Raw genomic sequence first — 22876 nt, forward strand, 5'->3', positions numbered from 1 at the left:
ATGGAAGAGACTTTGGAAAAAATCAACCTAAATCATCTGGATAAATCTACTTGGGAATCCTTCCGATTTGAGGAGATCGCCCAAAAGATATCCAAGACAGTCGATCCTAACTCGACCACCTTAGAGACTTATGTGGGTTTGGAACATATTGATCCGGATGATATCCATATCCGCAGATTTGGATCACCGGATGATGTCAGTGGTGGCAAGCTAAAATGCTATCCCGGAGATGTGATTTTTGGGAAAAGACGTGCTTACCAGCGAAAGGCGGCAATCGCAGATTTTGAAGGGATTTGTTCTGCCCATGCATTTGTATTTCGAGCCAATCCGGAAGTTATTGATCCCAAACTATTCCCATTCTTTCTTCATTCCGATCAATTTATGCACAGGATGGTAGACATCTCAGTAGGCGGACTTTCTCCTACGATCAATTGGGGAGACTTGAAGCATCAAGAATTCCTCCTTCCTCCCAAATCCGAGCAAGCCCGCTTGGCGGAATTGCTTTGGGCAATGGATGAGGTGATTGAGAGGGAGAGGGAAGTTTTGAATTCTTTTTCTTTATTAAAGCAGTCAAAAATCAGAGAATTATATTTTGGTGATAATGCCGAAAAAATTTATATAGAACTAAAAGATATAGCTGAGTTAATTACAAAAGGAACAACTCCATCATCAATTGGTGAGTCTTTTACTTCTGAAGGTATAAACTTTATTAAAATTGAATCACTAACTCCTGAAGGTTATTTTATTGATGAAAAGTTTGAACATATTGATGAAGGAACCCATAAAAAGTTAAAAAGATCTCAACTAAAACCAAATGATATTTTATTCTCAATAGCCGGTGCGTTGGGTAGAAGTGCTATTGTTCATGAAGAACTATGTCCTGCTAACATTAATCAAGCATTGGCATTAATTCGATTAAAAGAAGGGGCAATTGCCGAGTATGTCTTAGAGTATTTAAAAAGCGATTTAATAAAGGATTATATAGATAAAGTTCATGTCAAAGGAGCTCAGCCAAACTTGAGCTTGAAAAATGTAAACGAAATAAAAGTCCCTTTTCCTTTACATAATATCCAAAAGGAAGTGGCAAACAAAGTAGCTGGCTTGAATTCTAGACATTTTGAAATTAAGAATAAAATCTCCAGCTCCCAAGCCCTCCTAAAATCCTTAATCAATCAAATTTTTTAGTCTTTTCGAATAAATATAGCTAGTGAGACCATGAACAAGAAGCAGCTTATTGACCGCCTCAATACCCAGTTTGGGGCCATCCTTTACTCCGGCAACACCTGCTTTTCAAGTATCAATAAGTCGAAGCGAGTATGGTGGGCGAATATCCCTGTGTTCAAATTTGTCGATGAGGTTCATTTGCTGCTAGCTGACACGGATCATTTTCATTGGATCAGTTTGCCCAAAGGCTTTGTCCCTAATTTGACCGACACTTTTAGAATTCGGGAAGATAAAAATGCGGTGGATTTAGAGATTTCGGCAGATCAGAACTTCAGGTATTTGGTAGATGTAAAATCTGGGGGCAACGGTTTTGATTTTAGAAAGTATGTGAGGGAGGAAGTAAGATATTGAAAAGCTCGGATTGTGTTATTCAGCGAACTCAACTACATAGAGAATTAATGATCAGATAAAGATGATAGCTAGGGCAAAAGCTTTGCAGATTCTAAAGGATTACTGGGGAACAAGTGAATTAGTTTTTCAGGCAGACTTCCTTATACCCAAAAATATAACACTGCGAGAGGGCACTAAGCCTTTTGGCTATTTCATGAATTTCCGATTAAACGGAGAAGTAATTGATTACCCTCCTGAAGCACGCAACGAGAGAAGACTAAGTATAAAATACCCCATCAAAGATGGCCTGAAAGAAAAGCAGCGCTACGAAGTCAAAGTTGAGTTAAGTGAAGATAAGTACAGGGTTACTAATCCATTTTCACTTCGGGTGACTGAGTTTAAAGAGATTCAAGCTTCAGTTTCTCAAAATCAAGATTCCTCTTTAGAAGCAGCCATCAAGGAAATATTCGAGGAAAATTTAACGATCAATTCGCCTTTTCAAGTAGTAAACCTTGCTAATTCTGTAGAATCCCTTGCAACGGATATCTATTCCGAAAACAAAAGATTTATCTATGAGCTCATCCAAAATGCGGATGATGCAGCTTTGGATGAAAATGCTGAACTGTCTATCCAAATCCTGGAGAATTATGTGGTTATTTCTCACAACGGGGCACCATTTAACTCTCGAGACATTAGAGGATTATGCAGTATAGGAATTGGCACCAAAACTGACGATGCCTCAAAAACAGGGTATAAAGGAATTGGCTTTAAGTCAGTTTTTGGTCAGCCGGATGGTATTGTCTATGTAAAGACTGCAAACACTTTATTTCGTTTCGACCGAGATTATGTTGAAAAGAAAGGTTGGAATTCAAAATGGGGGGATCAAGAAGCTTGGGAAAAAAAACACAACGTCCAATTTCATTGCCCATGGCAGATGATGCCCATCCTATCCAATAGAATTGATGATTCGGAGGCAGCCCAAATTTTGAATGATGAAAACTTCACGGTAAAGACTGCCATTAAAATCCGAGATGGAAAACGGCTTTACAAGGATATAATAAGTCTTTTTGAGGACGCCAAGTTTATGCTCTTCCTCCGGAAAATCAAGTCAGTCAAACTGGTTAGAAATGACAATATAATAAGCCTTGAAAAAGTTAAAAACGAAGAAGACTCAAACCAAGTCTCTCTTTTTAAAAACGATAAACTGCTTTCTAATTGGTATGTAATAAGTTGGATTCATGATATCCCGGCTGAAATAAGAAAAGAATTAAAGTCAGATATCAAGACTCCCAAGAAAATTCAGGATATGGAAAAAACTGAAATTTCTTTTGCAATTCAACTTAATGGCCAAAAAACAGAAATAGAATTATTGAAAGAAAATGAGAGTCCGATATACACTTACCTGCCTACCTCTGAAAAAGAATTCAATTTCCCTTTTATAGTTAATAGTAACTTCCTTTTAGATGCGGGCAGGGAAAAAATCCACAAAAACCGGATTTGGAATGAATGGCTTTTTCAGGTAATTGGATACAAAACAGTGGAATGTTGTGCCCACTTTGCTCAAAAGAAGATTTTTGAATCATCTTACCTTTCATTATTTCGAAATGGGTTTTATACCCAAACGGATAATCTGAGAATTAAACTAAATCTGGGGCTTGAATTCGGGTTTGAAAAACACCCCTTTATTAGAAATCGGAAAGATGAACTGAGTAGGTTACTAGATGTTTGCTTTGACCCGTATGATTTAAACAGTGTTGACCCAATAATAAATGAGAAGATAGCTGGATTTTTATCTGTTTCTGAAGATGGTTTTCAAATTGAAAGTAAGAACCTTATACCTCAAACTGATTCGAATAAAATTCTCAAGAAGTTTAATCCAAAGGAACTTTCTGAATTACAACTTCAGAATTTTTTTTCCTCAGAATCTCTCAGGAAATCAATTTCATTGGAAAACAATTTAAAAATCCTTGAGTTTCTCAAATCCTTTGAAGAAAAAGATCCCTCAGGAAAATGGTATTCGGTAGTTACAAATCATAAGTTGATTGTAAACAATGATGGAAACCTTGATTACATCACCGGGGTTTGTTTTCCAATGCGGATATCCTCTCCGATTGGAGACCAGTATAAAAACCGATTAATTCATCAAAAGGTATATGATGAAATAAATGATCCGGATTTTATTTCTTGGCTAAAAAAACTTGGAGTTACCGAACCTGGAGAAATTGCCTATTTAGAAAAAGAAATTATAGGGAGAATTGATTCCTGTATCAATGGGGTAAATTTTCTGGAAATTACCAGCTTCATTTTTGATTTGCACTTATCTGGTAAACTAACTCAAAACCACTACATAAGTCTTCAAGAACTTCCTCTAAAAACCAATCACGGATTTAAAAAAGCGAATGAGTGTGTATTGCCCGAGGAATACAATCCAACAATAGATTTCAGCAAAGTAATTCGGAATACAAATTCGGTGGTTAAAGAATATCTTGAAATTGGCACCCCGCAAGATTGTCGGGTATTTTTTAAGGCTCTGAATGTTATTGATGACATCGATTTTATTAAATCAGCTAAAAGGTCCTCCTCAGAGCTGCCACTAGCGTATGTCAACGGTGCGTATACTTTTTCTAAAGATGGACACGTCTATCCCCATTTGGTAGGAGTATATTATGTTGGTCCTCTTAATCAAGGGGTTCCATTTTTTATTCAGACTTTCTCATTTTTTGATCAAGTCACATCCTCTTCAATTGCAGAACTGTTCTGGGAAAGGCTATTCATCAAATTCCATATAAAGAGAGATAAATCTGGGGAATTAGGTGATGGATATGAAAAAAAGAAACCCTACACAGAATATAGTCTTGGAAATGGTCATTTTTTAAGAACTCTTGATAAAATGAAATGGGGCAGATATCCAAATAATGAAACATATACCTTAGGCTACTTTTTTTGGAGAATAGAAAATGTGAGCTGTTTGCCGACTTCTTGCGGCATGAAAATACCCAAAGAGGCATTTGTCAATTCAGACTACAATAAGGAGCTTGCCGGAGACTATCTGCCTATAGTCACACTGAAGGATCAGATTCCTGAAGATTGGAGAAAAATTTTAAACCTAAGAACAAAATTTTCTCTTTCAGATCTGCTTTCGGTTCTCGATCAAATTGCCCAGGAGGTTTCCAGCAAAGGGAAACTTGATCGGGAGAATCAAAAAAGAATTGGATTGATCTACAATGAAATTTTCCAACAGATAGAGAATAATGAAGAGATATCGTTAAGCGAAATTGAAGAATGGGGTAAGAATCACTGTTTGGTCAGCTCATCATTCAAAAGTATAATCCCAAAGGAATTACTTTGGATTAAAGTGCCCGGATTTGAGAATGTTTCAATAGGCATTGAAACCATATTTTTACCTCCAAATCTTGATAAAAGGAATAGTGCTTTTGAGCCTTTTTTGGAAGCGTTTGGGGTTCGAATTATTGAGGATTTCAGTGTCGAGGCAGATAATCAAAATGAATTCTATGACCTTAAAATCAAGTTGTTAAAATTAATTGGTCCTATAGGATTGCTTTTAAGGCAAAGAATGCAAACATCCAATTTGGATAAATTTATCTACGAACGGTACGAAAGAATTTCAAAAACTAAATTCATCAAATGTTCAAATCTAAGACCTGTATTTTTTCACGGTTCAGAAAAAATCGAGGGAGAGGGAATTTCATATTGTTATGAAAAAAACAAAGATGAATTCTTGCTCACTTTCAATTGGGCAAATCCAATCTCTTTGTTAAACATCTCCCATGAATTGAGTCTCTTAATTTCAGCTACCAAAGTCGAAAAAGAGTTAATGGTTTTATTAGGGTTAAGTGACTTGCAGGTTTCAGAATTTCTAAAAAGCATAAAACTGAATCCTGAAGATTATCAAAAGTGTTCTAGCTATCAGGATATTTTGAAATTAATCGAAGAACTTGAGAAAAAATCAAGGCCTTCGATTAGTCCAAATTTGAAGGCCGTACAACCTATCCCAGAACCATTACCGCAAAAGGAATTAGACGAAGACTATGTCTCTAATGAGAAGATTGAGAGTCCTACTGTTCATAAAATCAAAAAACTCGAGTATGACGATGACGAAATTGCACAGATAAAAAAGTTGTTTGGAAGGGAATTAGAGGATAGCGAATTAGAAGAGGAAAATTTATTCGCTCAAGTTAAAGCATTAAGATATTTTAAAAACCAAGGGTACGATATTTCACAAGCTGAGGCTCAATTTAAGCAAAACTATGAGGATAAGTTTATTTATCCCATTATTGACCAAAGGGGAGTTGCTTTCAAAGTAATGTGTCGAAGTGCCAGAAGAGGGGTTCTATTTTTGGGAGGCTATGCTTGGGTAAGTTTAAAGAATGAGGATACTATTCTTTACATCTTGACAGGAGATGTATCTACAGATTGCATTTTAATCAAAACTCAAGAAGAGTTGGAAAAGAAGCTGAATTCTTATTTCAAAGTAATTCGAAGAATCAATTCAACTATAGAAGATCTCCGGACAATTATTGAAGCAGAGACGGAATTAAGCGACCTTCAACTCTTGTATAGAGCTAAAGAAGGACCATTTGATGTTATTTTTAATCCTCAGCAAAACAAACCCGGAGAAACAGAAGGGCCATTGACAGATATTGGTATTGACATATGAGTGTATCCATAGATAATCAGATTCTTTTTTATGATTGGCAATTACGTGAGATGGATATTTCATGGGCAAAATACCATAGTGCTTATATCAAAGACCTTTATGCCTCAAATAAATTGTATTTAGGTAGAATTTGGGGATATGATGAAAAGAGAGGGGTGTTAATATTGAAATTTAAGAAGGGAAAGTTTCCAAGACTAAAAGAACCCTTAACCATTTCATATCCTAAATCATCGATAGGGCCATTTCAAAATTGGAATTTTTCCTATGGTTACTTCCGAGAAAACTTTACTGAACAATATTCCACCTGTACCCCAATATTCTATCTTGAAAATGATCTCAATGAAGATGACAGGTACGTCGGAGTTAAAAATATCAGTATGGATTTTTTCCATCATATTCAATCCGATTTGAGAGAAAAAATGCATCCAATAATTGTTTTGGGGAAAGAAGATCCACCTAGAGATTATTTAGTAGCGCTAAAATTTTTCACCAAAAATAATCCAACCGATAATATCCTAAATCTTGATTCAGGAAACCCAGACGATTGGAAACCAAAGAATTTAGGAGGAAATGGGAACGTAATTCTAGAAACATTATCTCTAATTGATCAAAAGGACCAAATCGTTGTTCAAGGACCTCCAGGAACGGGGAAAACATTTCTTATTGCTGAAATTTGCAATCACTTTTTAAATTTAAATATGAGAGTTTGTATTGCCGCATTGACTCATAAGGCGTTAATGGAGGCAGCATTGAAAGATGGTTTACAAAAGCATATTGAGGAAGGGAGAGTGTACAAGACAAACCTGTCAGCAGATGAATCAGTTGAAATCCCAGGATTGAAAAATCATGAAGTTACAACACCTATTGCCCTCGGCTCCTTACTCTTATCTACCTATTATTCTTTATCAAAATTACTGATCGATAATCAGCACCATGTGTACTTTGATTTGCTAATTATCGAGGAGGCCTCACAAGCCTTTCTAACGACAATTGCTGGATTTTCGAAGTTGGGAAAAAAAGTAATGGTTGTAGGAGATTTTAAGCAATTAACACCCATCGTTTTGGAGGAAAAGCGTGCTACGAATATTGATAAAGAAATATCTACTTTGATCAATGGTTTGAAGACTTATTCCTTAAGTAAAGTCGAAGACTCCTATAGATTAATCAATTCTTACAGATTAACTGAAAGAGCGGTAAGCCAAACGGGAGTCTTTTATAACGACTCCATTACGTCAAAATCTGACGAGAAAGGTGTTAATTTAATTGGAGGATACTCGGAATTGTTCTGTCTTTTAGGTGGATCGACTTTGGTCTATCTGGAAAACATGGATGAAGGCAAAACTCCACAAAATGTAATTCTTTTAACTATCAAACTGATCAAAAATATTAAAGCCCAATTTCCTGATAAAAAATTAGCCATTTTATCAGCTTTTAAAGACACAGTAAATTCTTTGACTGATACAGTACTAGCTTCAAAGATTTCCTTCAAAAATTTAGAAATCAACACAATTGATAGGATACAAGGAGCAGAAGTTGATTTATGTATCTTTTTAATACCATCTTACGACAGGAAATTTTCATTTAATCCAAATAGATTCAATGTGGCAACTAGTAGAGCTAGAAATGGAACACTGATTTTGGCGGAGGATATAATAAGTCAAAGTCTGACTATATCAAAAGATGTCCTGGCTTTTATGAGTAGAATTAGAAAAATAAAAATTAATGAGTGAGGTACTTTTTAAATATTTTGATCCTGAAGCCATAAAACTTGCCTTTTATAGGGTTCAATGCTGGTCTGATAAAACGGTTAAAGATCAGGTGGGGCTAAAGGCATTTGGAGCTAATTTAGACACGAATGCTAAGCGTTTGCATGAAAAGATAATGGATGGAATATACACTCCTCAGAGAGGGTTTAAATTCTATATGCCAAAGTCGACCAGAACCTTGAGAACTAAAACAATGCTGGAGGTGGAGGACGCTTTAGTATACCAAGCAATTGCGAACAAAATAGCAGAATTGCATCAGCCTAAATTATCCGAATTAGAAGAATTTGTCTTTGGAAGTGTATTGGCACCTGATGTGACAAAGGGGGTTGCGCTGATTAAGGATAAAGAACCTAATTACTTCTTTTTTAAATTTTGGAAAGGGCTATTCCGAAAATTTAAAGAGTCTGTCTTACACAGTATCGAAATAGATAAAACAAGGTATAAGTTTGAAACGGATATTACTGGTTTTTTTGATTCGATACCCCATTACAACCTTCTTCTGGTTTTATCCGAAGAATTTGGAGTAGAGGATGAAATATTAGACCTACTTTCTGACTGCTTCAATGTTTGGTCTGGAACAAAGGAAAGTATGACTCCAGGAGTAGGAATACCGCAAGGACCAATACCATCTTTCTTTTTCGCCAATTTAATTCTGCATGAGCTGGATGGTCAAATTGTTGGACAGGGCTATAAGTACTACAGGTATATGGATGATATTCATATTTATGGTTTTGAGGAAAATGAGTTAGTAGAGGCTCTTTTGATTATCGACAAATATACCAAAGGCAATGGCCTTTCAATTAATTCGAAAAAGACATCAATTCAAGAAATCGAAGATGGAAAAGAGGAAGAAACCATCAAGAAGGAAATCAAGAAGCTTTCACTAAGTGCGCTTTACAGTGAAGATCCTGATGAAATCATCAATACTGATCTTTTTGATGATAACAAGAAGGAAGAAATAAACGATAATTCTAAATTACTTGATAAGGAGGTTAACAAGTTAAGTGAACAGGACCAAGGACCAAGGATAGATAGTTTTTGGAAAAACGTAACTACTCTAAAAGATGAAAAAGAAATAAAGGAATTCTGGGAGGAACAGTTTCGAGAAGTTGAGAAAAAATTGCCCGAACTTTTCATAAATAGCGGCAATTCAAAGAACCTCCAACTCAATGAGAGAGTAGAAGATATTGATTTTATCAAACTAAGTGTTCAATACTCCAGCAGCAAAAAAGCTTTATTGGATATTGGAATAGAGAAAGAGGTAGACACCGCATTGATCAAATATTGGTTATTTGCCTATCAAAAGTTTTTTTGGAGAGTCAATAATTTGGGAATCATACTTGGTGCATATGGTGCCAATCAAGAAGTTAAAACTGCTTTAATGAAAATGTATGAGGTTCAGTTTAAACCCTATGAATGGGTCAGATACTACATCATCATGATACTTTCATTTAACCAGGAATTTAGTGATAAGGAATTGCGGCAAGTATTCTTTAGGTGGCTAAAGGAAGAAAACTCAGATCTGGTTAAAATCTCTCTTTATCGTCTTTTGTTCAAACACTCGAAAAGCAAGCAATTCTCGTCAAGTTTGAAAAAAGAACTTCAGAAAGAACCTTCGGTTCAGCTGAAATTAATTATTGCAGATTTCAATAGAAGTAATCGTCAGCAAGAAATAGATATGGTTGAATTTATAAATACTATAGGTTTATGAGTTTTAGCCAACAAAGAAATAAAATAGAAAAGCAGATCGCTAAAGTTAATTCTGTTCAAGAGTACCAGAAGGAGTACCTGAGTGCTCCTATAGTAAATTGGTTGGAAGAGTTGGCTGGTAGATATATTTATCATCTCTACAATAACTTATATGGCCAAGAGACACAAAAGAACCTAAAAGCATTTTTGGATGATTTTTACGGGGCGTCTGAAGACCATGCAAAAAATTGTATTTCAATTGCCGTTGATGTAGAGCATTTGTACGGTTCAAAAGTAAAAGACTGGACCCTTTCTTCTCTACCAGCTTTTGACAACTTTTTACTTAAATTGATCAACGTAGTACTTGGTGAGAAAATTATGAAGTCGAAAAAGGATGTATACGAAGCAGATACATATCTGCACCTGATAAGAAAAGGCGAAATTTATCAAACAATAGGTCAGGCATTTCAATCCATATATCAAATGAGAAACTCTTTTCTACATGTTCAAGTCGAGGATGAAAATGGTGTTCGTAGACAAATCCGATGGAACAATAAGAAATATGCTAATGCCAAAGAACTAATAGTTTTTCAATATAGAACTGCCTTTAGAGTCCTTGACCAATTAATAAATTAATTGGTCATGGCATTCACCGAACTCAATAGCGTAGAACATTATATTATTCACCAGCTCAGTGGAGTGAATTTGAATAGTAACGGTGTCCAAGAATCCAAAGCAAGTTATGCTGCTACTTGGATTTATAAATCTGCCAAGGATATTCCACGCGGAGTGAATGAAGTATTGGTAGAATCAGAACTGAAAGCTGCTTTGATTCGCCTGAATCCTGAGATTTCGGATAATCCTGAATTGGCGGATGAGGTGATTTATAAGCTAAGAGCGGTACTCATTGCAGTGACGCAAGTTGGTTTGGTAAAGGCAAATGAAGAATTTTTTAAATGGATGTGTGGTGAAAAAACCATGCCTTTTGGAGAAAACAATCGCCATGTTCCTGTTCATTTGATTGATTTTGATAATTTTTCCAATAATACCTATGTAGCCACCAATCAGTATAGAATACATCATCGGGAGACGAAAATCCCGGATATCGTACTGCTGATTAATGGAATTCCGGTGGTTGTCGGCGAAGCTAAGACTGCCATTCGTCCCTCTGTCAGTTGGCTGGATGGGGCACATGAGATCCACGAAATTTACGAAAATACGGTACCGCAATTATTTGTATCGAATATTCTATCCTTTGCAACAGAAGGCAAAGAACTGTTTTATGGTGCTATTCGATGTCCTTTGGAATTTTGGGCACCTTGGCGCATAGAAAATGATGAGGATGCGCTAGCAAAAAGATTAGGACTTGGAGATGTAGGAAAAGAGCTTTCGGATTTATTGAATCCGGTTCGATTACTAGATATCCTACGGAATTTCTCTTTGTTCTCCACAGACAAAAAGAAGCGTAGAATCAAGATTATTCCACGTTTTCAGCAATACGAAGGAGCTAATAAGATTGTAGAGCGAGTGAAGGAAGGTCGAATTAAGAAGGGATTGATTTGGCATTTTCAAGGTTCAGGCAAGTCCTTTTTGATGGTTTTTGCAGCGCAAAAATTAAGAAGAACTCCAGAGCTTAAAAGTCCTACAGTCATCATTCTTGTTGACCGGACAGATTTGGATACTCAGATCAGCGGTACCTTCAATGCGGCAGATATCGCAAATGTAGAAACCACGGATAACATCCGTGAGCTGCAGGAAATGCTCGAGCGCGATACCCGCAAGATCATCGTGTCGATGATTCACAAGTTCCGCGATGCCAAACCCAATATGAATGCTCGGGAGAATATCATTGTTTTGGTGGATGAAGCGCATAGAACACAGGAAGGTGATTTGGGTCGACAGATGCGAGCGGCCTTGCCTAATGCATTTCTATTTGGACTCACCGGAACTCCCGTAAACAAAGCAGATAAAAATACCTTTTGGGCTTTTGGTTCCGAAGAAGATACAGGAGGCTACATGTCTCGCTATACTTTTCAGGATTCAATACGGGATGATGCTACCTTGCCTTTACATTTTGAACCACGTCTAGTGGATGTTCATGTAGATAAGGAAACCATCGATAAGGCTTTCAAGGAATTTCAAGAGGCGGCTGCGCTCACAGATGAAGAAGCTGATGCCTTGAATCAGAAGTCAGCTAAGATGGCTGCCTTTCTAAAGTCTCCTGAGCGAGTTGAAAAGATAGTTGCTGATATTGCTACCCATTTTAATGAAAAAGTAGCTCCGCATGGATTTAAAGCAATGATTGTTACTCCTGACCGATATGCTTGTGTACAATATAAAGAGGCATTAGATCAATATTTCTCAGAGGAAGCCAGTGCGGTAGTGATGTCAACCACCGCAAATGATAAACCAGAGTTCAAGCAGAAATGGGCGATGGATAAAGGCAAGCAAGAGAAAGTGGTTGATGAATTTAATGATACCCTGTCTGATCTAAAGTTTATCATTGTGACTGCCAAGTTGCTAACTGGCTTCGATGCTCCTATTCTACAGACCATGTACCTGGACAAATCTCTAAAGGACCATACCCTACTCCAGGCAATTTGTCGTACGAATAGACTTTACCCCAATAAATCATTTGGAAGAATTGTGGATTATTTTGGGGTATTTGATGATACAGCTAAGGCTTTACAATTTGATGAAAAAAGCGTGCAAGCTGTAATCTCAAATCTTTCAGAACTACGGGGCAAATTACCTCAAGCAATGCGCGATACATTGAGTCATTTTGAAGGAGTAGATAGAACTATCGTAGGATTTGAGGGGTTGGAAGCTGCACAGAATGCAATCCGAACAGATGAGAAAAAGGATGCTTTTGCCAAGGATTTCAAATTCCTATCAAAACTTTGGGAATCCCTCTCGCCTGATAATATTCTGGATCTTTACAATTCGGATTATAAATGGCTTTCTCAGGTATTTGAATCTGTCCGTCCAGCTTCCGATAATATTGGTAAACTACTTTGGTTTTCACTCGGAGCTCAAACAACCAAGCTTATTCATGAAAACATACACGTCGGCGATGTTCACCAATTAGAGGAGTTTGTACTGGATGCAGATGTGATCGAGGAGATTTTCAACAACCCAGATCCCAAGAATGCCAAGAAATTAGAGAAGATCCTGGTCAAGCGATTTAAAAAACATGCTGGCAATCCAAAGTTCAAAAAGCTTAGTGACCGTTTGGAAGAGCTTAGAAATAAAGCAGAACAGGGTTTGATATCTTCTATTGAGTTTGTGAAAGAGCTTTGCAAATTAGCTAAGGAAACTGTTCAAGCTGAAAAGGAATTAGAGGATATTTTACAAGAGAAAACTCCTCAAGCAGCACTGACTGAACTCTTTTTGGAATTGAAAACCGATCAAACTCCTGCAGTTGTGGAGCGAATAGTAACAGACATTGATGCTATAGTTCGGGTAGTTCGATTTCCTGGATGGCAAGATTCTAATTCAGGTGAACGGGAAGTTCAGAGTTCATTACGCAAAATTCTTTGGGCAAAATATAAAATCAAAGATCAAGTTCTTTTTGATCGAGCTTATGCCTATATCAAGGAGTATTACTAATAATAAAGAGCATAGGAGTCTAATTTTTTAGGGTATACCCTAAGATGTGATTTTTTTCTTTAAGATTTTATTTGATTTCGGTCGAAAAATGTAACATTTATCACAAAAATAGAGTATTAAATCTAAAAATGTGATTTATGAAAGTCCGTTATTCTAGAATTAGCTCGATTTCCCAAAATTTGGATCGTCAAAAGGTGAAAGGTTCTTATGACAAAATAGTGGAGGATAAATGCAGTGGATCGATTTCTTTCTTCAAAAGACAAGGAGGTCAAGAGATATTGAAATATATACAACACGGTGTTCTCAAAGAATTACAAGTGTGGGAGATTGATAGATTAGGTCGGAATCTTCGTGACATCCTCAATACGATTCATTTTTTTACTGAAAAACGGATTCCAATTCATTTTATAAATCAAGGTTTAAAAACCATTGATGAGAGTGGAAAAGAGAATCCAATCGCCAAATTGATGATATCTATCTTAGCTACTGTTGGGGAGATGGAACGAAATCAAATTAGAGAAAGGCAACGTGAAGGCATTGAATTAGCCAAGCATAAAGGAAAATATAAAGGTCGTAAAGAAGGAACCAAGGAATCAGTTTTGGATTTTCTATCCAAGCCTAAGAATAAACAAGTTCTTGAATACCTAAAGAAAGGATATAAGTCTAAAGAAGCCGCAAAGTTGGCTGAAGTTCACGTGAATACCGTGACTAAAATCAAGAAGCTCGGAGGGTTAGATTAGTGTAATAAATGTATTTTTTGATCCTATTAAGGCTTTTTAGCGTACCCTGTTCTTATAAATGATGTATCACTCTTAGAGTAACATATTAAGAAAATAGATGTTTGAGACTTCTATGATAGGCTTTTGGGGGGCAACCATAAGGGGATTTATTTTCTAAAACTGGCATTAGAAACCGTATTTCAATGTTTCTAATGGGGTAGGTATCCTACGTCCCCCTCCCAGGGTATACAGGGGGCTCCCCTATACCTTGATAGGCCTACACGAAAAATTTTTTTCAAAAAAATTCGAGCTTTTGGAGAAAACAACTTTTTGAAATTATGAATCCAGGAATCATATGATCCGTTTATTGAGACTCATTCTCTAATAAATATGGATTTATTTTCAGATAGCAGTAGCCACTTAGATTCTTACTATTTAGTAAATGGGAATGGTACTATTTGTACCCAGTTTGTGAGACGGTCTTTCGATTCAATTACATTTTTTGATTTGATATCCTGTGAAATCAAATGGTTTGGGTGTGACGAAGAGTTTTTCCATTTCTTTAATAGAGAAAAGGGAGGTGAACCAGACCAATTGATCGAGCTAGATTTTGATTGTTTTAAAGATTTTTTGATCACTATCCTCTGTATTGAGGATTGTATCTCGAAATTGAACTGAAATAAAACAAAAAAAAATAAAATTTTTTTTCATCTAAAAATAAGATTATAGGTGAATAACTATAAGTAAAGAAGTCTCTTTTTGAACCATATTGAATGATTTTATCTAATTAAATTATGTAAAATAAATAATCTGTTAATAACTTATATACATTATATAATTTTGAATAAAATGATTTGACAAAATAAAATTCTTTTCATTAGGTTTGTGGTAAATAAATTTTAAAAAAATCAAAAAATGGAAAAAGATTTCAAAAAATTAAAACAAGCAAAAATGAAAAGAAAAAAAAATGAAGTAAATCAAACAGGTTCAAGCGGTGTGTTTTTGCAAAGAAACAATCCTATAAATGACCCAAATCAGGCTGATTTGAGGGTAAAAGAATTAGAAAAGATGTGTACCTATAGTAATCTAATTAATTCTTCTTCTATTGATTCAGATGAATCTAGTAATAAGTCTATTTCTTATCCAAAGAAGTATTTCTTTTTAAATGCTCCTTTTGAGGTGATCAGAAATAAGATTTCTGTCGTACTAATTGATTATCTGGGTGATGAATTGAAGGTGAATAACCATTTAAAATATCATTTGGTAAAATACCTATATGTAATTGATAGGATTTTGAGAGCAAATGCCTATTGGAAAAAAAGAATTGAAGGGTTTCATTTTATTGATTATCAATCTCTTTATTTTATCACAAATCACAAATCAATCCAATTAAAGAACGGGGATAAAATGACTTTGGCTCGGATGTTAACGAAGGTGTTAATTGATTCAAAACTTTTAAAAAGATCAAATTTATATTCGAAGGTTCAAAAGAAATCATATGAATATAAAGTTCTAAAAGTCAGGGGGTATGATTTTATGCTATATCCACTGAATGAATTAAATATTCAAATTACAGAACAAAGTTTTCTAGAGAAAATCAGTTTGCATCTGGCAAAGAAGTTTTATTTGGAAGATGAGATTGCTAAAAAACTCTCTGAATGGATGGAGAAGCTGGATTTTTCGCAAGTTAAGGTTCATAAATTATCTAAAAATCACCAAAATATCTTTTTCTTATTCGAAGAGTCTAAATTTCAAGTTTTTTCTGACTCAGGAAGATTTTACAATAGTTTTACAAACCTGCCTAAGACAATTAGGAAATTCCTCAGGGTTGAAGGGGAGCCTATTGGTGAGCTTGATATGGCAAATGCTCAAGCAATTTTTCTCAATAGGATCATTTTGGAGAGACTGGAGAATTTAGGAGTGGATATTCTTGACTCAACACGAGAATTTATTATTTGGTCGGAACTGGGAAAAGCTTTTGAATTTTTGAATGATAAAAAGTCATTTAAACATGGTAAAACTAGAAAATCATTTAAGGAATCTTTTTGGGCAATGATTATGGACTCAAATGACGGTTCAAAATCAAATGATTTGTATTCTCAGGTCTACGAGTTGATTCCTCAAATATTGGATGAGGTGGAGGAAATTAAAAGAGGTAATTATAAGAAAATTAGTTATCTCTTGCAGAAAGAAGAGTCCAGAGTGATTCAATCATGCTACAAAGAAATAATGAATGAGGTTATTTCCTCGACATTGCATGATGGCATTTATTTCCAAATAAGTAAAAAAGATTTTGTTGTTAATAATGTAATTGATGTTTTAAGAAAACTACAGATAAAATGTACCCTAAAATGGGATTTAGGTTTCAGAAATAAAAGTGCTAAAAATGGGATTGAAATTAGCTTCCCACTTGAACTTGATCACCTTGGAGTGATTGAAAATAATCCGAAAGTTTTCAGAAAATATCCTCTTTGGAAATTTGACACGGTAGATGTTGAATCTTATCCAGAAGACCTTTTTAATGATGATTCCGATGAACTTATAAACGATTTGAAGTAAATGATTTCAATGGAGAGAAGTAAAGAAATCCTTAATTCTGGTACTAGGAAGTATACAGATATAGAAGTGAAAGAAATTAGAGATTGGGTTTCAGATTTGGTTCTGATTGAGATTCAAGATATTGAAAATCAAGTTGATGTAAATTGTAATCAACTTACTATTAATACTAAAAATGTAGCATGAAATGAATGTGATTTCTTATTCCAGGGTGTCAACGGACGAACAGGCAGAAAAGGGCTTTTCACTTTCACATCAAGAAGAAGCTATAAAAAGATATTGTCATCAAAAAGGGTATAATCTAATTCAATCATTTAAGGAGGATTATACAGGTTTTAAGGATTTTAATCGGCCTGAATGGTTGAAATTGGAGCAGTATATCAAAGAGAATAGAGGTCTAGTAAAAGGGGTAATTTGCCTTAGATGGGACCGATTCTCTCGTAATGAACCTGAAGCATCAGCGAAAGTTAGAGAGTTTCGAAAGAAAGGGATCGAAATTATTATGACAGAAAGCTACGCTGATCCGAAAAGTATTGAAGGAGATTTTCTTAATTCCATTCATATGCACATTGCTCAAATGGAGAGTAAAAAGATTTCTCAGAGAACTAAAGATGGAATGAGACGGGCAATGGTGGAAGGTTGTTGGATGTATCGGGCACCGTTTGGATATGTGAAAATTCGAAATGCCAATGGTAAATCAACTCTTGAGCCTCATCCAGATCATTCAAAGATTGTTAAGGAGGTTTTTCAAAAAATGGCATCAGGCATATATACTGCTGAGGAGGTAAGAAAAATCTACTACAATGATTTGGGGAAAATGGGTAAAAATAACTTTCTGCTTCTTCTCCGAAGAGTTGTTTTCACTGGGAGAATCAAGGTTAATAAAACTGATTTAGAGCCTGAGCAGATAGTATTAGGACTTCATCCTCCTATTATTTCTATAAAACTATTTGATAAAGTCCAGGAGGTGATGTATGGTAGGAAAGTAAAATTACGGTCATCAGAGCAAAATATTGAAGAATACCCTTTGAAAGCATTTCTATTTTGTGCTGACCATAATAGGGCACTTACAGGAAGTGGTTCTAGAAGTAGAAATAAGAAGATTCACCATTATTATCATTGCACGAAGAGCAAGTGCAAAAATCGATTCTCTACTAAATTGATGGATTCATTGATTTTGAATTTTTTTTCAAAATTGAAGTTCCCTGAAGAGGTGGTTTCACTTTATCAAGAAATTATAATAAAGGAACTGAAGGATAGAGGGGAAAATAGAAAGAAGAACAAAAAATCATTAAACTCTGAGCTAGAGAAATTAAATAAGAAATATGATTATCTAAAGAGTCAATTCTTAGATCAAGGAATTGATTCTGAAACTTTTATGGAGTTGAAACAAGGAATTAAAAATCAAATTCAGAAACTGGAATATGAAAAAGAACATTCTGATAATGAGTTTATTCCATTTCTCTCTCTATTTGAAAAAAGTCTAAGGGTATTGCAAGATTTAGAGAAGTATTATGTAGAAGCAGACGGGGAAACCAAACAAAAGTTGGTTGGTTCGATCTTTTCTGGAAAAATAGAATTCTCAGATAAAGAAGTTCGAACCGCTTCCTATAAAGATTTCATATCCCGTATCTTTTTGATTTCCAATAATTTGGAAACTGGTAAAATGAAAAAAGCCGATAAAAATATCGGCTTTTTCACTTTGGCTCCTCCTCTTGGGCTCGAACCAAGGACCCTCTGATTAACAGTCAGATGCTCTAACCAACTGAGCTAAGGAGGAATTTTGTGTTTCTTTTCGGAGCGTTTTCCGAATTGGTGTTGCAAATGTAGGGGGCTATATTATTTATTCCAAACCCATTTCTAAAAAATCTTACTTAATATTTCACTCATTCACTTTTTTGCTTCACAATCAGTTACTTATTTTTTTAAAAAATCTTCAAAAAAGGTTTTTGCGGGACAGGAGAGGAATTCCAATCCTATTTAGTAATTTAAATAGCTTTAATTTTTACCCAAGATCTCACTACATGAAAAAATCATTGAATCGCAGAGAGTTTGTCCGCTATTCTGCATTGACCACACTAGGACTTCAATTTTTACCATTCCAAGGGACGAAAGCAGCACCTTCCGATAAAGTCAGAGTAGCCCATATTGGATTAGGGGGAATGGGCTTGAATCATTTAAACTGGTTTGCCAATTTGCCTGAAGTGGAAATTGTAGCCCTTTGTGATGTTGATGACACCCATGCCCAGGAAGCTTTGGTGAAGTTGAAAGCGATTCACCCTGATACAAAAGCACAATTGTATTCGGATTTCCGAAAAGTACTGGAGAGATCAGATGTAGATGCGGTCACCATCGCCACACCGGATCACTGGCATGCCCAGATTACCATTTTGGCTTTTCAGGCGGGAAAGGATGTTTACAGTGAGAAACCTCTTTCTTATGCTAAAAGGGAAGGTGATTTGATGTTGGCCTCCCAAAAAGATACAGGAAGAATTTTTCAACTGGGAACCCAAATCCATGCCGGAGATAATTACCACCGAGTAGCTGAAATAATTCAATCTGGCGTCTTGGGTAAAATTAAAACCGTTCGTCTATGGAAAACGGGTGAGCCCCCTTTGATTGAAAAACTGAATTTTCAGGCTCCTCCATCCCATTTGAATTGGGACATGTGGCTAGGTCCAGCCCCCTATGCCGAGTATGCTCCCGAGAAATGTCATTTTTCCTATCGCTATTTTATGGAATATTCCGGAGGGGTATTCCAGGATTTCTGGTGTCATATCGCAGACATTGTGTGGTGGTCCATTGCTCCAACCGGGCTAAAAAAGATCTCAGCAAACGGTGAAGTTTCAGATGGAGTTGGAGATACTCCGAAGTGGATAGATGTCGATTTTAAATTCAAGAAACTGGACTTGCATTGGACTTCTGTTCCTCCTGATGTTCCAGGAGCAGCTGGGAGAGGGATAGGAGCTTATTTTGAAGGAACAAAAGGAACGCTGGTTTGCGACTATAACAGTAGGGAAATAAGAATGGACGGAAAAGTAATGGATGATATTCCTGAAATTCCGAAAACCATTGTTCGATCACCAGGACACCAGCAGAATTTTATAGATGCAGTAAAATCCAGAAGTCAACCGGAATCCTATTTGGAATATGCCCGAAATATGACCATGCCCATGCATTTGGCCTTGATTTCCTTTAAACTCAAAGAAGAACTAAAGTGGAACGCGAAAAAAGAATTATTTAAGAATCATTCCGCAGCTAACCAAATGTTATTCAGGCCTTATCGGGAAAAGTGGAATTTAATTGGAGCATGATTTCAGAAGCATTAACTTAATAAAAGAAATAACCCCTAACCCAAAAAAAAATGCCAAACTATACATTAAAAATTAACGGCGAATCTAAGGAGGTCGAGGCAGTAGAGGATATGCCTTTACTCTGGGTGATTCGTGACCTTTTAAAAATGAAAGGAACCAAATTTGGTTGTGGACAATCATTCTGCGGTGCCTGCACAGTTCATTTGGATGGTAATGCTGTTCGGTCTTGTTCCCTGCCGATATCTGCAGTAGGGACAGGTGAAATCACTACGATTGAAGGACTCTCTGAGAATGGAGATCACCCTGTTCAAAAGGCTTGGGTAGAGCATATTGTTCCGCAATGCGGCTATTGCCAATCGGGCCAGATCATGAATGCTGCTGCATTACTGAATTCCAATGCTAGTCCAAGTGAGGAAGAAATCGAGCAAGCCATGGCTGGAAATCTATGTCGCTGTGGTACCTATAACCGCATCAAAGATGCGATTGTCACTGCATCTAAGTCCTTATAAAACACCCAAATAAAACCCAATCTCATGCTTCCAAATATTCCATTTATACAAAAGAAAAAAGGGCAGGATAAAAGCAAGGTTTTTGTTCCCTCCCGAAGAGATTTTTTGAAAATAGGGTCCCTTGCTACCGGGGGACTTATACTTGGTGTCAACTTCCAATGTTCAGGACCAAAAGGTGAATTAGTGACGTTTGCACCCAATGTTTATCTCTCCATTGATTCAACTAATCAAGTTACCTTAGTCGCCCACCGATCTGAGATGGGGACAGGTATTCGAACGTCCCTTCCACAAATTGTGGCTGATGAACTTGGAGCAGACTGGTCCACCATCAAAATTGTTCAAGCGGAAGGGGATGAAGAGAAATACGGAAATCAGAATACCGATGGTTCATTCTCTGTTCGGATGTTTTTTGAACCCATGCGAAAAGCGGGGGCCACAGCCAGGCATATGCTGATCGCTGCCGCTGCTGCGGATTGGGGAGTGGATCCTTCCCAATGTGATACCCGTGATGGGAAAGTCATCGGGGATGGGAAAGAAATCCCGTTTGGGGACTTAGTGGGTAAATTAAAGGATACCCCTGTTCCGGATCCGGAAAGCATTACACTGAGAGAACTTTCCAGCTATAAATTGATCGGGACGGATGTGCCGATTTACGATTTGAAGAATATTGCCATGGGCAAGGCGGTTTTTGGGGCAGATGTGGATCTTCCGGATATGAAAATTGCTGTAGTCCGGAGAACTCCGGTAATAGGCGCGAAAGTGGTTTCCTATAATGATGAAAAAGCATTGGCGGTACCAGGAGTCGTTCAAGTAGTAAAAATTGAAGGATCAGGAAATCCTCCTGGTCTGGATAAGGCTTTAGAAGGAATTGCCGTGATCGCTGAGAATACCTGGTCTGCTATCAAAGGGAGAGATGCGCTGGAAATAGAATGGGACCTTGGAGAAAATAAAGATTATAGTTCCAAAAAACAGCTGGTAGAAATGCTTCAAAGTACTCGGAGCAATGGAAAAGTAAGAAGAGAAAGAGGGAATTTTGATTCGGCAAACCGATCCGCTTCCAGAAAAATAGAACGCACCTATGAGGCTCCGTTTTATGCCCATGCTACCATCGAGCCACCAGCAGCCATCGCTCATGTAAAACCAGATGGATCTTGCGAAGTGTGGGCGCCAACTCAACACCCGCAATGGGCAAGGGGAGCAGTGGCAGGAGCTTTAGGAGTAGATGTAAGTCAGATCAAAGTGAATGTGACACTATTGGGTGGAGGCTTTGGAAGGAAATCCAAGCCAGACTTTGTAGTGGAAGCAGCCTTGATTTCAAAAGCAGCCAATGGACCAGTTCGGGTACAATGGACTCGAGATGACGATCTTCATTTTGACTTCTTTCATTCCCATAGTGCCCAGCGGATTATTGCGACCTTGGATTCTAGTGGCGACCTGACGGGATGGAATCACCATACCGTTTTCCCGGCAATCGGTTCTACCAGTAGTAAGGAGGAATTGCATCCTTCAGACGGTGAAATGGGCCTAGGTTGTGTTGATTTTCCTTTTAATGTTCCGAATATTCGAGTGGAAACACATGAGTCCACTGGAAATACAAGAGTAGGCTGGCTTCGATCGGTAAGTAATATTCACCATGCTTTTGCCATTCATACGATGTTGGATGAAATTGCAGAAGCGAGAGGGAAAGATCCATTGGAAAATGCAATCGAGCTCCTGGGAGAAGATCGGGATATCACTTTCCAGTCAGAGATGGTAGGAGGAGAATATGGGAATTATGGGGAAAGTATTGAGAATTATCCTTGGAACACTGGACGAATGAAAAATGTCATTCGAACCTTAAGAGAACAGTCTAATTGGGATGCGAATAAAGCAGCAGGAAAAATAATGGGCTTTGCAGCACATAAAAGTTTCTTGACCTATGTAGGCTGTGTGGTCCTATTGGAAAAAGGTGCAGATGGAAAAATTCTGATTCCAGAAGTGTATTACGTGGTGGATTGTGGGGTAGCTGTCAATACAGATCGAATCCGATCTCAGTTTGAGGGAGGTGCTCAATTTGCAACCAGTTTGGCCACTACTTCTGAAATCACGTTAGAAAATGGGCAGGTGCAGCAAAATAACTTCGATACTTATCAAATTATTCGAATGCCTGCTGCCCCGAAAAAAATACATGTCCATATCGTAGAAAGCCAAATTAAACCAACCGGAGTAGGAGAGCCTCCTGTGCCGCCGTTTATTCCTGCGCTTGCCAATGCCATGTATCAGATGAATGGACAACGAATCTACAAGTTGCCATTCAAGGTTTAGGTTAATTTTAAAGGAGCTGTCTCATCATTTACCAATCCTTCACATTTGGATAGAGAATTAATGGTGGGACAGCCTATTTTTTTTGTCTTCCTGGTATCCCTCTATTTTTATCTGGGTGCCATCAATAATGATGAGTATTATCAATTCGTTAAACTCCTTGTGGAGCCTTATCAACACC

At 36.9% G+C, this 22876-nt stretch carries 15 protein-coding genes and 1 tRNA gene; 14 read left to right on the top strand and 2 right to left on the bottom strand.

Annotated elements, in window-relative coordinates:
* From BUR11_RS01505 to BUR11_RS01515, 3 genes are all read left to right on the top strand, one after another.
* The gene (locus tag BUR11_RS01505; RefSeq protein WP_074223074.1) at window positions 1-1185 is read left to right on the top strand and encodes a restriction endonuclease subunit S; all 1185 of its coding nucleotides are present in this window, start codon (window positions 1-3) and stop codon (window positions 1183-1185) included.
* 30 nt (window positions 1186-1215) lie between these two features.
* Window positions 1216-1575 carry a hypothetical protein gene (locus tag BUR11_RS01510; protein ID WP_074223075.1) on the top strand — a complete coding sequence of 120 codons (360 nt, stop codon included), beginning with the start codon at window positions 1216-1218 and terminating at the stop codon, window positions 1573-1575.
* Between the two features lie 193 nt (window positions 1576-1768).
* Window positions 1769-6232, top strand: coding sequence for a sacsin N-terminal ATP-binding-like domain-containing protein (locus BUR11_RS01515; protein ID WP_143185793.1), 4464 nt, complete (start codon window positions 1769-1771; stop codon window positions 6230-6232).
* 227 nt (window positions 6233-6459) lie between these two features.
* On the opposite strand, the gene BUR11_RS21140 is transcribed toward BUR11_RS01515, so the two are convergent.
* Window positions 6460-6627, bottom strand: coding sequence for a hypothetical protein (locus BUR11_RS21140; protein ID WP_159439199.1), 168 nt, complete (start codon window positions 6625-6627; stop codon window positions 6460-6462).
* A 12-nt stretch (window positions 6628-6639) separates the two neighbouring features.
* Here BUR11_RS21140 and BUR11_RS01520 point away from each other — a divergent pair, with 12 nt between their 5' ends.
* The 8 genes from BUR11_RS01520 to BUR11_RS01560 all read left to right on the top strand — a co-directional run bounded on the left by BUR11_RS01520 (window position 6640) and on the right by BUR11_RS01560 (window position 18312).
* Complete coding sequence (locus BUR11_RS01520; protein WP_159439200.1) at window positions 6640-7962, top strand: AAA domain-containing protein; 1323 nt, start codon at window positions 6640-6642, stop codon at window positions 7960-7962.
* Window positions 7955-9709 (top strand): RNA-directed DNA polymerase, encoded by a 1755-nt coding sequence (locus BUR11_RS01525; protein WP_074223078.1) that lies wholly within the window; start codon window positions 7955-7957, stop codon window positions 9707-9709. The genes BUR11_RS01520 and BUR11_RS01525 overlap by 8 nt, the downstream gene beginning before the upstream one ends.
* A complete protein-coding gene (locus BUR11_RS01530) occupies window positions 9706-10323 on the top strand; it encodes a hypothetical protein (protein WP_074223079.1) in 618 nt (205 codons plus the stop codon). The genes BUR11_RS01525 and BUR11_RS01530 overlap by 4 nt, the downstream gene beginning before the upstream one ends.
* Window positions 10324-10329: 6 nt before the next feature.
* Window positions 10330-13296 carry a type I restriction endonuclease subunit R gene (locus BUR11_RS01535; protein WP_074223080.1) on the top strand — a complete coding sequence of 989 codons (2967 nt, stop codon included), beginning with the start codon at window positions 10330-10332 and terminating at the stop codon, window positions 13294-13296.
* Window positions 13297-13433: 137 nt separating this feature from the next.
* Window positions 13434-14036 carry a recombinase family protein gene (locus BUR11_RS01540; protein WP_074223081.1) on the top strand — a complete coding sequence of 201 codons (603 nt, stop codon included), beginning with the start codon at window positions 13434-13436 and terminating at the stop codon, window positions 14034-14036.
* Window positions 14037-14930: 894 nt separating this feature from the next.
* Window positions 14931-16574 carry a hypothetical protein gene (locus BUR11_RS01550; RefSeq protein ID WP_074223083.1) on the top strand — a complete coding sequence of 548 codons (1644 nt, stop codon included), beginning with the start codon at window positions 14931-14933 and terminating at the stop codon, window positions 16572-16574.
* A gap of 9 nt (window positions 16575-16583) precedes the next feature.
* A complete protein-coding gene (locus BUR11_RS01555) occupies window positions 16584-16757 on the top strand; it encodes a hypothetical protein (RefSeq protein WP_200800378.1) in 174 nt (57 codons plus the stop codon).
* Between the two features lies 1 nt (window position 16758).
* Window positions 16759-18312, top strand: coding sequence for a recombinase family protein (locus tag BUR11_RS01560; protein WP_074223085.1), 1554 nt, complete (start codon window positions 16759-16761; stop codon window positions 18310-18312).
* On the opposite strand, the gene BUR11_RS01565 is transcribed toward BUR11_RS01560, so the two are convergent.
* Window positions 18275-18351: transfer RNA gene (locus BUR11_RS01565), tRNA-Asn, on the bottom strand. The two genes, BUR11_RS01560 and BUR11_RS01565, sit on opposite strands and share 38 nt — an antisense overlap.
* A 244-nt stretch (window positions 18352-18595) precedes the next feature.
* Here BUR11_RS01565 and BUR11_RS01570 point away from each other — a divergent pair.
* From BUR11_RS01570 to BUR11_RS01580, 3 genes are read left to right on the top strand one after another with little or no spacing between them, the layout of a single operon-like run.
* On the top strand, window positions 18596-19885 hold the full coding sequence (locus BUR11_RS01570) for a Gfo/Idh/MocA family protein (RefSeq protein WP_074223086.1): 1290 nt from the start codon (window positions 18596-18598) through the stop codon (window positions 19883-19885).
* Between the two features lie 50 nt (window positions 19886-19935).
* Window positions 19936-20394, top strand: a complete 459-nt coding sequence (locus tag BUR11_RS01575; protein ID WP_074223087.1) for a (2Fe-2S)-binding protein — start codon at window positions 19936-19938, stop codon at window positions 20392-20394.
* A 24-nt stretch (window positions 20395-20418) separates the two neighbouring features.
* Window positions 20419-22698, top strand: a complete 2280-nt coding sequence (locus BUR11_RS01580) for a xanthine dehydrogenase family protein molybdopterin-binding subunit (protein ID WP_074223088.1) — start codon at window positions 20419-20421, stop codon at window positions 22696-22698.
* Window positions 22699-22876: the final 178 nt, after the last annotated feature.

It is taken from the genome of Algoriphagus halophilus (genome assembly GCF_900129785.1).
In the GTDB taxonomy this organism is placed as follows: Bacteria; Bacteroidota; Bacteroidia; order Cytophagales; family Cyclobacteriaceae; genus Algoriphagus; species Algoriphagus halophilus.